The organism is Caballeronia sp. Lep1P3 (assembly GCF_022879595.1).
Lineage (GTDB): Bacteria > Pseudomonadota > Gammaproteobacteria > Burkholderiales > Burkholderiaceae > Caballeronia.
The window spans coordinates 1,830,060-1,843,196 of the sequence record NZ_CP084265.1; the positions used below are offsets into that span (position 1 = coordinate 1,830,060).

The following is a 13,137-nucleotide window of genomic DNA, read 5'->3' on the forward strand; positions in this document are numbered from 1 at the left end:
CGGCTCAAGCACGCCGCGACGCCCGTATCACCCCGCCGATCTCCGCGAGCAACGTGCACGCGCGCTGTATCTGCGCAGCGCTCGACACCTCGACGGTGAACTGCATGTACGCGACGTTCCTGCGGCTCTGGCTTTTCACGCCGATCACGTTGATCTTCTCGCGCGCGAAGACCTCCGAAATATCCCGCAGAAGCCCCTGCCGATCCGCCGACTCGACCGCAAGATCGACCGGATACACCGACGATCCGCGCCCGTTGAGCACATCCGCCGACCACGTCGTATGCAGCACGCGCTCGGGCGAGCGCTGCGCCATGCGCTGGAACGTCGCGCAGTCGGTGCGATGAATCGACATGCCCTTGCCGCGCGTCACGAACCCCGCGATCGGATCGGGCGGCGCCGGACGGCAGCAGCGCGCGAGCTGCGTGAGCAGCGCGTCGACGCCGACGACGAGCACGCCCGTCGACGCGCCGTGGGCCACGCTCTGCCCGCTGCTGCGCTTTTCGAAGTGCGCGGGCGCTTCGGGTGCGGGCTCGGGCGGCGGTGTGTCGGAAAGCGCGTGTTCGATGTTGCGCAGGCTGAACTCGTCCTTCGCGACGACCGCGTATAACTCTTCCGGCGCCTTGAACCCGAGCTTGGCCGCGAGCTGATCCAGATTGACGGACGTCTTGCCCTCGCGCTGCAGCGTCTTTTCGACGATCGCGCGGCCCTGCGCGATGTTCTCTTCGGCATCGACCGCGTTGAACCACGCGCGCACCTTCTGCCGCGCGCGCGGGCTCTGCAGATAGCCGAGCTGCGGGTTGAGCCAGTCTCGCGAAGGCCCGCCCTCCTTCACCGCGATGATTTCGACGGTCTGCCCGTTCTGCAGCGGTGTGTTGAGCGGCACCATCGCGCCGTCGACGCGCGCCCCGCGGCAGCGATGCCCGAGTTCGCTATGCAGGTGATATGCGAAATCGACGGCGGTCGCGCCCTGCGGCAGTGCGATCACGCGCGCCTGAGGCGTCAGGACATAGATGTGATCGTCGTCGAGCGTGGCGTCGCGCAGATGCTGCCAGCCGGGACGATCGCCTTCGACATCGTCTTTCCATGCGAGAAGCTGGCGCAGCCACGCGATCTTCTCGTCGTATTTCTCGTTCGCCGTGACCTGGCCCGCGTAGCCGCGCGCGCCGGCTTCCTTGTAGCGCCAGTGGGCGGCCACGCCGTATTCGGCGAACTGATGCATCTCGTGCGTGCGGATTTGCACTTCGAACGCGCGGCCATCGTCGCCGACGACCACCGTATGCAGCGACTTGTAGCCGTTCGGCTTCGGCCGCGAGATGTAGTCGTCGAATTCGCGCGGCACCGGCTGCCACAGGTTGTGCACGATGCCGAGCACCGTGTAGCAATCCTTGATATCGCCGACGATCACGCGAAACGCGCGCACGTCGTTAAGCTCCGAGAAGTCGAGATGCTTGCCGCGCATCTTCTTCCAGATGCTGTAGATGTGCTTGGGCCGGCCGCTCACCTCGGCCTTGATCTGCGCGGTGTCCAGTTCCTTTTGCAGCCGCGCGATGGCGCCGGTCACATACGATTCGCGCTCGACGCGTTTCTCATCGAGCAGCTTCGCGATGCGCTTGTAGGTGACGGGGTCCTCGAAGCGGAACGACAGGTCTTCGAGTTCCCATTTCAGTTGCCAGATGCCGAGCCGGTTGGCAAGCGGCGCGTAGATTTCGAGCGTCTCGCGCGGCACGTCGGGCGACGGGTCGGTCTTGTGCGCCGCGTGGTAGCGCAGCGTCTGCAAGCGGGACGCGAGGCGGATCAGCACCACGCGTATGTCCTGCGCGAAGGCAAGCAGCATCTTGCGCAGCGATTCGACTTGCGCGCGCCGCGCCGCCTGCGCATCGCGCGTGTTGTGCGGCAGTTCGGCGAGCGTCGCGCGGGAACTCAGCGAGCCGAGCCGCAAGAGCTTGCGCACGTCGCCGACGAGCCGCTGCACTTCCGCACCGAAGCGCTCCGCGATCAGCTTCTCCGGATCGTCGAGATGCGGCGCGAGCGCGAAGAGCGCGGCGGCGGCGATCGCGTGCGGATCGACGTTGAGCGTCTGCATGATGCGCGCGGTGCCGGCCGCATGTTCGGCGAGCAGTTCGCCGGTCGAGAGCCGCGCATCCTTCGCGTGATCGCGCACGAACGCGAGCGCGTCGTCGATGGACGGCTCAGGCAACGTATCGGCGGGGACGGCGGTCTCGGTCATGCGGGCACACTACGGCGGCGGACGTGCTTTAGCTGCGCTGCGCCGCCACCACGACGACTTCCACGAGGCAAGCGGGGTTCGCGAGCTTCGCCTCGACGGTCGCGCGCGGCGGCGTGTGGCCGGGCGCCACCCACGCGTCCCAGACGGCGTTCATGCCGGCGAAGTGCTCCATGTCCGAGATGTAGATCTGCACCGACAGCAGATGCGACTTGTCGCTGTTCGCCTCCTCGAGCAGACGGTCGATATGACCCAGCACTTCGCGCGTCTGGCCCGCGATGTCCTGGTTCGTGTCTTCCGCGATCTGCCCCGCGAGATACACGGTGCCGTTGTGAATCGCGATCTCGGAAAGCCGCGCGCCGACGTGATGACGAGTAACTGCCATGAGAATATCCGGTCCTTATGGGGTGATAAAAACGGGGTGACAAAAAGCGGGGCGAGCGACGGGCGCCCGGCCCCATATTATGCCCGGCTGCCGTTGTTTTCGAGAAAGAACGCCCGCGCGATGGCAATCTGGTCCGCTGCGAGAAACGCGGGCGCGTGACCCGCGTTCGGCACTTCGGCGCTCGTCACGGCCTGCCCTTTCTCGACCATCTGCCTGACGGTCTCGCGCGAGAGCAGGTCGGAGCTTTCGCCGCGCACGACGAGCACCGGCGTTTCGATCGACGCGAGCGAGTGCCACAGGAACGCTTCGCCCGCGGCGTGGTCTTCGTCGGTGCTCGCGGAAAACGGCGCGGCAATGTCGGGGTCGTAGCGGAAAGTCCACGCGCCGTCGCGCTCGTGCAGAAGCGGCGTGTTGATGCGCGTCCACTCGTCGTCCGTGAGCGGGCCGAACGAAGCCGCGAGCGCCGCCGCGTGGCGCACGCCTTCCTCGAGCGACGCAAAGCGCGCGGGCTTGCCGAGGTAGCTGCGGATGCGCTCGAGCGCGACCGGTTCGATATGCGGCCCCACATCGTTCAGCAGCATCTTGCGGATCGGCGTATTCGGGAGCCCGCCGAGCGCCATGCCGATCAGCCCGCCCATCGACGTGCCGAACCAGTCCACCGTCTCGACGTTGAGCCGCGCGATCAGCGTGACCATGTCCGAGACGTACTGCGCGACGCCGTAATAGCGAGCATCCGCGAGCCAGTCCGATAAACCGCGGCCCACGACATCCGGGCACACGACGCGATAGTCGCCCGCGAACGCTCTCGCGACCTCGTCGAAATCGCGGCCCGAGCGCGTCAGCCCATGCACGCACAAGAGCACGCGCGGATTGGCCGGATCGCCCCATTCGGTGTAGGCGACGCGATGCAGTCCCGCCGGGCTCGCGCACTGGACGAAGCGCTGGCGCGGCTCGGTGTGCGTGGAATGCGATGCCTCGACGACGATGGATGCGCTCATGAAATGTCCTTCGTGGAAGATGTCCAAACGATTCTAAACGTCCGGCGCGCGGGAAAGTGCGCGTTGGCCGAACGGACGATGGCGCGCCCAAAACGAAACGGGCGAAGCCATTGCCTCGCCCGCTTCGGTCCGCGCGCTAGCGCGAGCTCACTTCACGTCGCTGACATCGAGCGGTGCGCCGGTCTTGCGCTGAATCTCCTCGACGGTCACGCCATCGGCGAGTTCGACGAGCTTCAGGCCACCTTCGGTGACGTCGATCACGCCGAGATCCGTGATGATGCGATCGACGACGCCCACGCCCGTGAGCGGCAGCATGCACTCTTCGAGAATCTTGTGCTGGTCGCCCTTCGCGACGTGCTCCATCAGCACGACGACGCGCTTCACGCCCGCGACGAGATCCATCGCGCCGCCCATGCCCTTGATCATCTTGCCGGGGATCATCCAGTTGGCCAGATCGCCCGTCTTGCTGATCTGCATCGCGCCGAGAATCGCGAGATTGATGTGGCCGCCGCGGATCATGGCGAACGAATCCGCCGACGAAAAGATCGACGAGCCCGGCAGCGTCGTCACCGTCTGCTTGCCGGCGTTGATGAGATCGGCGTCGACCTCGTCGTCATACGGCGACGGTCCGATACCGAGCAGTCCGTTCTCCGACTGCAGCCACACTTCGACGCCCTGCGGCACATGATTGGCGACGAGCGTCGGCAAGCCGATGCCCAGGTTCACGTAGAAGCCGTCCTGCAGTTCCTTCGCCGCGCGCGCGGCCATCTGGTCACGAGTCCAAGCCATCATTACTCTCCTTTCGCGCGGACGATGCGTTGTTCGATGCGCTTTTCCGGATGCGCGTTCAGCACGAGCCGTTGCACGAAAATGCCCGGCGTGTGGATCGCGTCCGGATCGAGTTCGCCGACTTCGACGATCTCTTCCACTTCGGCGACGGTGATCTTCCCGGCCATCGCGCACATCGGATTGAAGTTGCGCGCCGTGCGGCGATAGATCAGGTTGCCCGACTTGTCGGCCTTCCACGCCTTGACGAGACCGATGTCCGCCGTCAGCGAATGTTCGAGCACGTAATGGTTCTCGCCGAACTGGCGCGTTTCCTTGCCGTCCGCGATCACGGTGCCGTAGCCGGTGTTCGTGAAGAACGCCGGAATGCCCGCGCCGCCCGCGCGCAGTTTCTCGGCGAGCGTGCCTTGCGGCGTGAATTCGAGTTCGAGTTCGCCAGCGAGATATTGCCGCTCGAATTCCTTGTTTTCGCCCACGTAGGACGAAATCATCTTCTTGATCTGGCGCGTTTCGAGCAGCAGGCCGAGCCCGAAGCCATCGACGCCCGCGTTATTGCTGATGCACGTAATGTCCTTCACGCGCGAATCGCGCAGGGCGGCGATCAGCGCTTCGGGAATCCCGCACAGCCCGAATCCGCCGACGGCGAATGTCTGCCCGTCTCTGACGATGCCATCGAGCGCCGCTTTCGCGCTGGGATAGACCTTGTTCATCTGTATGTCCCTTCCATGTTGAACCCGACTGAGAATCTTTTCTTGTACGCCACGGAAAGCGTCCCGGCGGCGTGATGACTCGCGCAAAAGGGTACGCCGCGCGGTCGATCCGGCACAATACGCAAAAATACATAAGTCTTTGCCCGCGCCCGCCGATTCCTTGCGGGGCGCGCGCGAGCGCCGATTCCACATGCGTGAACTGGATTATCAAACCGCGTTTCATCTCGCGCCCGTCGGCCTCGTGCTTTCGCGCGAGCGCATCATCGAGGATTGCAACGAGCAGCTTTGCGCGATCTTCGGCTTCGCGCGGGAAGCGCTCATCGGCCAGTCGTTCGAGGTGATCTATCCGACGCCCGACGAGTTCGCGCGCATCGGCGAGCGGATCGCCGCGCATATCACGAGCCGCGGCACCTACAGCGACGACCGCATCATGAAGCGATCGAACGGCGAACTGTTCTGGTGCCATGTGACGGGCCGCGCGCTCGACCGCGCAGCGCCCCATGCCGCGGGCGTCTGGACTTTCGAGGATTTGAGCGCGACGCGGCGGGTCGCGATCGAACTGACGCCGCGCGAGCGGGAAATCGCCGCGCAGCTCGTAACGGGGAAGACGAGCAAGCAGATCGGCCGCGTGCTGGATATCAGCCCGCGCACCGTGGACATTTACCGCGCGCGGCTCATGCGCAAGTACGACACGGGCAACGCGACCGAGCTGCTTCAGCGGCTGCTCGGCAACTAATTCGCGATTAGAGTTCGACGGCCGCGCCCGTCTCGATGATCTGGCGCAGCAGATCAGGGATCGGCACCGACTTTCCGGCCGCATAGTCGATCCACACGATTTTGGCCGCGCCGCGCGCGTAGGGCGTGCCGGGCGCATCGGCGCGATACAGCTCGAAGCGCGTGTCGAAACTGCTGCGGCCGGGCTTGCCGACCGACATGCGCGCGATGACATCGCCGGGATAATGCAACTGCTTCAGAAACTCCATCGACGCATTTACGATCACCGGCCCCTGCCCTTCGCCGTTGCCGCCCGCGATGCCGAGGCGCTCGAACCAGGAAATCCGCACTTGCTCCATGTAGCGGAAATAGACGGTGTTGTTGACGTGCCCGAAGGCGTCCATGTCGCCCCAGCGGATCGGCATGGACATCTCGAAGACGGTGTGAAAGTCGCTTTCTGTGTTGGTGCTTGCGGATGTGGCGGTAGTGCTCATTGCGTGGTCGTTCCAGTGTCGAAAACAGGGCGGCGCGGCACTGGACGAACCATGCACGCGACGCTCAGAGTGAAAAACCGTCGTCCGCCGAGATCACCGAGCCGTTCATGAACTGCGATTCGTCCGCCGCGAGCAGCAGCAGCAGGCCGTCGAGGTCCTCGGGCGCGCCGACGCGCCGGCGCGGCAGCATCGACACGAGCTTCTGGCCCTGCTCGGTCTTCCAGTGGTGATGATTGATCTCGGTGTCGATATAACCCGGGCAGATCGCGTTCACGTTGATGCCGTGGCGGCCCCATTCCAGCGCCATTGCCTTGGTCATTTGCACGACGGCGGCCTTGCTCATCGAATAGAGACCGATTTGCGGAAACACGCGCAAGCCGGCCACCGACGCCACGTTGATGATCCGGTACGCCGGCTTCGACGGTCCGTTGCCGCGCATGATCATGCGCTTGGCGACTTCCTGCGCGACGAAGAACGCGCCGCGCACGTTGGTGCCGAAGACGAATTCGAAGTCGGCGGGCGTGACCTCGGTCAGCTTCTGCGTGGTCGAGACGCCCGAGTTATTCACGAGAATGTCGATGGTACCGGCTTCCGTCTCGGCGTGCGCGACCGCGGCCTTCACGCTCTGGTAATCGGTGACGTCGAGCGAGACGACATGCGCCGCGCCGCCGGACGCCTCGATCTCCGCGCGCAGTTCCTTGAGCCGCTCCGTGCGGCGGCTCGCGAGCACGACCTTTGCGCCCGCCTGCGAGAGCACCTGCGCGAAACGCTTGCCAAGTCCACTGGACGCGCCGGTGATCAGCGCGACCTTGCCTTCCAGGTTGATCGAACGGCCCATTGTGCTTCCTTCTTTTACGGTTGATTCAGCCTTGGCGTGAGCGTGGCCAGCACGACGCGCGCCGCGGGGAGACATGGCGTTCACACCGATATGGCGGCGTCACGAAAAATAGTACGCTCGTGCCAATCCGGACACCTTCGGTTGCAGCCCGCCTGACGTTCGCTGACAATACGCGATCCTGAAAGGCCATTCTAACGGTAGAGAGGAGCATTGATGACCCCGGCGAGCCTTATCGACCAGTACGGTCCCCGCGAATCGATGGAATACGACGTCGTGATCGTCGGCGGCGGGCCAGCCGGTTTGTCGGCCGCGATCCGCCTGAAGCAACTGGCCGAGGAGAAAGGCGTCGAAATCGGCGTCTGCGTGCTGGAAAAAGGCTCGGAGATCGGCGCGCACATCCTGTCGGGCGCGGTGATGGACCCGCGCGGCCTCTCGGAACTGATTCCCGAGTGGAAGGAAAAAGGCGCGCCGCTCGACGTCGAAGTGACCGAAGACCGCTTTCTCTTTCTGTCGCCGACGGGCGCGAAGCAAGTTCCCAACTGGCTGCTTCCCGACAACTTCAAGAATCACGGCAACTACGTTATCAGCCTCGGCAACGTCACGCGCTGGCTCGGTCAACAGGCCGAAGCGCTGGGCGTCGAGATATTTCCGGGCTTTCCCGCCGCCGAAGTGCTCTACGCCGAAGACGGCTCGGTGCGCGGCGTCATCACGGGCAACATGGGCGTCGGCAAGGACGGCGAGCCGACCGAGAATTTCCAGCTCGGCATGGAATTGCATGCCAAGTACACGATCTTCTGCGAAGGCGCGCGCGGGCATCTCGGCCGTCAGCTGATGGAGAAGTTTAGGCTCAACCAGAACGCCGATCCGCAGGTGTACGGCATCGGCATCAAGGAATTGTGGGAGATCGATCCGGTCAAGCACAAGCCGGGGCTCGTCATCCACACGGCGGGCTGGCCGCTCGAGCCGGACACCTATGGCGGCTCGTTCCTCTATCACATGGACAACAACCAGGTGGTGGTCGGCTTCGTGGTCGGGCTCGGGTACTCGAATCCGTACTTGTCGCCGTTCGAGGAGTTCCAGCGCTACAAGACGCATCCGTCGATCCGCGCGTTTCTCGAAGGCGGCAAGCGCATTTCCTACGGCGCGCGCGCGATCACCGCGGGCGGGCTGATGTCGCTGCCGAAGCTGGTGTTTCCGGGCGGCGCGCTCGCCGGCGACGACGCGGGCTTTTTGAACGCATCGCGCATCAAGGGCAGTCACGGGGCGATCAAGTCCGGCAAGATGGCCGCCGAAGCCGCGTTCGACGCCGTGCAGGCCGGACGTCAGGGCGACGAACTGACAGCCTACCCGGAAGCGTTCGACAACTCCTGGCTCAAGACCGAGCTTTACCGCGCGCGTAATTTCAAGCAATGGATGAGCAAGGGCCTGTATCTCGGCACGTTCATGGTCGGCCTCGAACAGAAAGTGATGGGCGGCAACGTTCCGTGGACGCTGCATCATCAGCACTGGGACCATGAGATGCTGAAGCCGGCGTCCCAGTCCAAGCCGATCATTTATCCAAAGCCGGACGGCAAGCTCACGTTCGATCGTCTTTCGTCCGTTTTCATTTCGAACACGAATCACGAAGAGAATCAGCCCGCGCACCTCACGCTCAAGGACCCGAGCGTGCCGGTCAACGTCAACTTGCGCACGTATGCCGGACCCGAAGGCCGGTATTGTCCGGCCGCCGTCTACGAATTCGTGAAGTCGGACGACGGCAGCGACCGCCTGCAGATCAACGCCCAGAACTGCGTGCACTGCAAGACGTGCGACATCAAGGACCCGACGCAGAACATCGTCTGGGTCACGCCGGAAGGCGGCGGCGGGCCGAACTATCCGAACATGTAACGCATAAGCGGTAAACGAAAAAGGGCGCCGGTCTCATCGACCGGCGCCCTTTTTTCATGCGTGCGTCACTCGCGCGGTGCGTGCGCCGCGATTCTGGGGGTATCGACGGCCACATCGCCACATTGCGCGCGATGCCGCAGCGCGTGGTCGATCAGCACGAGCGCGAGCAGCGCTTCCGCGATGGGCGTCGCGCGAATGCCGACACAGGGATCGTGCCGGCCGAACGTTTCGACGGTTGCGGGCGCGCCGGCCTTGTCGATCGACTGGCGCGGCGTGCGGATGCTCGACGTCGGCTTGATCGCGATGGACACGGTGATGTCCTGCCCGCTCGAAATGCCGCCGAGAATGCCGCCCGCGTTATTCGTCGCGAAGCCTTCGGACGTCATCTCGTCGCCGTGCTGCGAACCGCGCTGCGAAACGCTCGCAAAGCCCGCGCCGATCTCGACGCCCTTGACCGCATTGATGCCCATCATCGCGTGCGCGATGTCGGCGTCGAGCCGGTCGTACAGCGGCTCGCCGAGGCCGACCGGCACGCCGCTCGCCACCACTTCGATGCGCGCGCCGACCGAGTCGCCATCGCGGCGCAGCCCGTCCATGTACGCTTCCAGTTGCGGCACGATGTCCGCGTTCGGCGCAAAGAACGGATTCTCGCGTACAGCGTCCCAGCCGACGAACGGAATGGGAATCTCGCCCAGCGCGCTCATGTACCCGCGCGTCTCGATGCCGAACTTCTCGCGCAGCCATTTCTTGGCGACCGCGCCCGCCGCGACCGTCGGCGCCGTCAGCCGCGCGGACGAGCGGCCGCCGCCGCGATAATCGCGCACGCCGTATTTCTGCCAGTACGTGTAATCCGCGTGGCCGGGGCGAAAGGTTTCGGCGATGTTGCCGTAGTCCTTGCTGCGTTGATCCGTATTGCGAATCAGGAGCGCGATCGGCGTGCCGGTGGTCACGCCTTCGAATACGCCAGAAAGAATCTCGACTTGGTCCGCTTCCTGCCGCTGCGTGACATGCCGCGACGTGCCGGGACGACGGCGGTCCAGCTCCACTTGAATATCGGCTTCGGTCAGCGCCATGCCCGGCGGGCAGCCGTCGATCACGCAGCCGATCGCCGGACCGTGCGATTCGCCAAAATTCGTGACGGTGAAGAGCGTGCCAAGGGTATTGCCGGACATGAGTAGACCTGAGAGGAGTGTCGGGGGAGATCGTTATTATGCCAGCGCAGGCGCTCGCGGCCTTCTACCGGCGCGCGCCGCGCAAGGCCGTCACCGCCTCCTGCAGACGTTGCGGCGTCGCGTCTTCCGGCGCTATCGGCTCGCCGACCGCGAGCGTGAGACGCGTCATCACGCCACGCCTGACCGGACGCGGCCACTGCGCGTCCTGGTGACGCGAGAACACGCTTCCCCACAGGCCGCGCAGCGCCATCGGCACGACGGGCGCCGGATGCCGCCGCAAAATCTCCGACACGCCATGCCTGAACGGATTGATGTCGCCGGTCCGCGTAAGCTTGCCCTCGGGGAAGATGCAAACGAGATCGCCCTCGTCGAGCGCGCGCTGGCAGGATCGATACGCGCGTTCGAGCATCGGCGCGTCTTCGTGCGCGGGCGCGATCGGAATGGCTTTCGCGTGCCTGAAGAGCCAGCCGACGAACGGCGTGCGAAAGATGCGGTGATCCATCACGAAGCGGATCGGGCGCGGGCTTTCGGCCATGATGACGACGGCATCGACGAAACTGACGTGATTGCAGACGAGCACCGCCGCGCCGTGCGACGGGATGCGCGCCGCATCGACGAGGCGGATGCGATAGAACGTGTGCGCGAGCACCCACGCCACGAAGCGCAGCAGAAACTCCGGCACGAGCGAATAGATATACACCGCGACGACCACGTTCAGCAGCGCGGTGACGAGAAAGAGCCCGGGAATGCCGACGCCCATCGACGTGAGCGCAAGCGCCATCAGCGACGAAACGATCATGAAGAACGAATTAAGAATATTGTTCGCCGCGATGATGCGCGCGCGATGCGTCTGCGGGCTGCGCGCCTGAATCAGCGCGTAAAGCGGCACGCTGTAGAAGCCGCCGAACATCGCGAGCAGAAAGAGGTCCGCGAGAATGCGCCAGTGCGGCAGCGCGAGAAGGAACTCGCCGACGTTCAGCAGATGCGTAGCCGGCGCGATGCGATGACTCGCGAAAAACAGGTCGATGGCGAACACGCTGATGCCGATGGAGCCGAGCGGCACCAGCCCGATCTCGACGCGCCGCCTGGAGAGCCGTTCGCACAGCAGCGAGCCCGAGCCGATGCCGAGCGAGAAGGTCGCAAGCAGAATCGTCACCACATCGGGATTCGCGGAGAGCACGTCCTTCGCGAAACTGAAAAACGACGTGAGAAACGTCGCGCCGACGAACCACAGCCACGAAATCCCGAGCAGGCTGAGAAAAACGGTGCGGTCCGCTTTTGCCAGCTTGAGATTGCGCCACGTTTCCGAGACCGGATTCCAGTTGATGCGCAAATCCGGCTGCGACGGCTCCGACTTCGGCACGAAGACCGACGCGACACGCCCGATAATCGCCAACGCGAGACACGCGAGCGCGAGCAGCAGCGCGCCATGCCCGGCCTCGCCCGCCGCCGCGCCGCCGACGATCGTGCCGATCAATATCGCGACGAACGTGCCCATTTCGACGAGCCCGTTGCCGCCGACGAGTTCGTCGTCGCGCAGATGTTGCGGCAGGTAGGCGTACTTCACAGGCCCGAAGACGGTGGAATGCACGCCCATGAGGAACGTGCAGAGGTAGAGCAACGGCGCGCTGTGCAGCACGAATCCCGCGCCGCCGATCAGCATCACGACGATCTCGAAGCTCTTCACGAGCCGCGCGAGCACGGCCTTGTCGAACTTGTCGGCGATTTGCCCGGAAGTCGCGGAAAACAGCACGAATGGCACGATGAAGATGGCGGAAATCAGGAACGCGGCCGTCTTCGGATCGACGCCAGAGAAGCGCGCGGACTGGAACGTGACAAGCGACGTGAAGCCGACCTTGAAGACGTTGTCGTTCATCGCGCCCAGAAACTGCGTCCAGAAAAACGGCGCGAAACGACGCTCGCGCAAAAGCCCGAACTGGCCTCCGCCTTCGCCGTGGCGAGCGCCGGAAGCAGGCGCCGGCGCGTCTTGCGAAGCGGGCAACGGATTTTCACTCATGGGATTCTCAGCGTAATGGCTCCAGTGTTGATCGCATGGCGGCGCACCACGCGTTGCCGCGATCGAATCTGAAGAAAAATGAAAACGTAGCTTTTTGTACGCGAACGTCAGGCGAAAAAAAACGCGCCGTTTCGGGCGCGCTGCGGATGACAGCCTCGGTTTGAATTCAGTGGTTGAGAAGGCGCACACGGAACGATACCGGTGCCCCGTGACGCGACGATTTCAGCGGGCGGCGTCCTGCTGCTGTTGCTGCTGCTCTTCCGGCCAGTCGCGGATATACGCCTTCAACATGCGATTTTCGAAACCTTGCTCCTCGACCACGGCCTTCGCCACGTCGTAGAACGAGATGACGCCCATCAGCGCGCGCTTTTCCATGACGGGCAGATAACGGACGTGATGTTCCAGCATCATGCGGCGGACTTCGTTCACGTCCGTTTCCGGCGTGCAGGTGAGCGGATGGTCGTCCATGACCTTGCGGATGGTCGTGGTGCCGACGCCGCCGCCGTTGTCGCGCAAAGTGACGATGATCTCCCGGAAAGTCAGCATGCCGACGAGATCGCCATATTCCATGACGACGAGCGAGCCGATATCGTGCGCCGCCATCACGTTGATCGCGTCGGAGAGCGGCGTATCGGGCGTAACGGTGAACAGCGCGTTGCCCTTCACCTTCAGAATGTCGCTGACTCGCATGACTTTCTCCTTGCGAAATGCCGGTACGGATGCTGAATCGTTCGTGAAACCATGCGTCGATGCTATCGGAAAGGCTCGCAAAAGGAAAGCAAGCGACGCCCGCCCTGGCCGTTCGGACAAGGCTTCGCGCCGCGCGTCGCGCCTTTTACGCACGCGTTCGCCCTAGGTTTGCGCGTGCCGCCCGAATGCTACGATGATCGGCCCACATTTACGCCGGATGCT

At 64.2% G+C, this 13,137-nt stretch carries 12 protein-coding genes; 2 read left to right on the top strand and 10 right to left on the bottom strand.

Annotated elements, in window-relative coordinates; genetic code table 11:
- Nucleotides 1-4 precede the first annotated feature (4 nt).
- The 5 genes from LDZ27_RS08630 to LDZ27_RS08650 all read right to left on the bottom strand — a co-directional run bounded on the left by LDZ27_RS08630 (nucleotide 5) and on the right by LDZ27_RS08650 (nucleotide 5,103).
- A complete protein-coding gene (locus tag LDZ27_RS08630; RefSeq protein WP_244813704.1) occupies nucleotides 5-2,227 on the bottom strand; it encodes a bifunctional (p)ppGpp synthetase/guanosine-3',5'-bis(diphosphate) 3'-pyrophosphohydrolase in 2,223 nt (740 codons plus the stop codon).
- A 28-nt stretch (nucleotides 2,228-2,255) separates the two neighbouring features.
- The gene (locus LDZ27_RS08635; protein ID WP_244813705.1) at nucleotides 2,256-2,609 is read right to left on the bottom strand and encodes a RidA family protein; all 354 of its coding nucleotides are present in this window, start codon (nucleotides 2,607-2,609) and stop codon (nucleotides 2,256-2,258) included.
- 77 nt (nucleotides 2,610-2,686) lie between these two features.
- Nucleotides 2,687-3,607 (bottom strand): alpha/beta fold hydrolase, encoded by a 921-nt coding sequence (locus LDZ27_RS08640; RefSeq protein ID WP_244813706.1) that lies wholly within the window; start codon nucleotides 3,605-3,607, stop codon nucleotides 2,687-2,689.
- 147 nt (nucleotides 3,608-3,754) lie between these two features.
- Nucleotides 3,755-4,396, bottom strand: coding sequence for a CoA transferase subunit B (locus tag LDZ27_RS08645; RefSeq protein WP_244816092.1), 642 nt, complete (start codon nucleotides 4,394-4,396; stop codon nucleotides 3,755-3,757).
- A gap of 2 nt (nucleotides 4,397-4,398) precedes the next feature.
- Nucleotides 4,399-5,103, bottom strand: coding sequence for a CoA transferase subunit A (locus LDZ27_RS08650; protein ID WP_244813707.1), 705 nt, complete (start codon nucleotides 5,101-5,103; stop codon nucleotides 4,399-4,401).
- A 190-nt stretch (nucleotides 5,104-5,293) separates the two neighbouring features.
- Here LDZ27_RS08650 and LDZ27_RS08655 point away from each other — a divergent pair, with 190 nt between their 5' ends.
- The gene (locus LDZ27_RS08655; RefSeq protein ID WP_244813708.1) at nucleotides 5,294-5,839 is read left to right on the top strand and encodes a LuxR C-terminal-related transcriptional regulator; all 546 of its coding nucleotides are present in this window, start codon (nucleotides 5,294-5,296) and stop codon (nucleotides 5,837-5,839) included.
- Nucleotides 5,840-5,846: 7 nt separating this feature from the next.
- Here the strand turns inward: LDZ27_RS08655 and LDZ27_RS08660 are convergent, their stop codons facing one another.
- Nucleotides 5,847-6,311 carry a thioesterase family protein gene (locus LDZ27_RS08660; protein WP_244813709.1) on the bottom strand — a complete coding sequence of 155 codons (465 nt, stop codon included), beginning with the start codon at nucleotides 6,309-6,311 and terminating at the stop codon, nucleotides 5,847-5,849.
- Between the two features lie 64 nt (nucleotides 6,312-6,375).
- Complete coding sequence (locus LDZ27_RS08665) at nucleotides 6,376-7,149, bottom strand: SDR family oxidoreductase (protein ID WP_244813710.1); 774 nt, start codon at nucleotides 7,147-7,149, stop codon at nucleotides 6,376-6,378.
- A 213-nt stretch (nucleotides 7,150-7,362) separates the two neighbouring features.
- Here LDZ27_RS08665 and LDZ27_RS08670 point away from each other — a divergent pair, with 213 nt between their 5' ends.
- Nucleotides 7,363-9,036, top strand: coding sequence for an electron transfer flavoprotein-ubiquinone oxidoreductase (locus tag LDZ27_RS08670; protein ID WP_244813711.1), 1,674 nt, complete (start codon nucleotides 7,363-7,365; stop codon nucleotides 9,034-9,036).
- 65 nt (nucleotides 9,037-9,101) lie between these two features.
- Here the strand turns inward: LDZ27_RS08670 and aroC are convergent, their stop codons facing one another.
- The 3 genes from aroC to LDZ27_RS08685 form a co-directional block, all read right to left on the bottom strand.
- Complete coding sequence (aroC, locus tag LDZ27_RS08675; RefSeq protein ID WP_244813712.1) at nucleotides 9,102-10,208, bottom strand: chorismate synthase; 1,107 nt, start codon at nucleotides 10,206-10,208, stop codon at nucleotides 9,102-9,104.
- Nucleotides 10,209-10,272: 64 nt separating this feature from the next.
- Complete coding sequence (locus LDZ27_RS08680) at nucleotides 10,273-12,225, bottom strand: MFS transporter (protein ID WP_244813713.1); 1,953 nt, start codon at nucleotides 12,223-12,225, stop codon at nucleotides 10,273-10,275.
- A gap of 222 nt (nucleotides 12,226-12,447) precedes the next feature.
- Nucleotides 12,448-12,915 carry a CBS domain-containing protein gene (locus LDZ27_RS08685; protein ID WP_244813714.1) on the bottom strand — a complete coding sequence of 156 codons (468 nt, stop codon included), beginning with the start codon at nucleotides 12,913-12,915 and terminating at the stop codon, nucleotides 12,448-12,450.
- Nucleotides 12,916-13,137 lie beyond the last annotated feature (222 nt).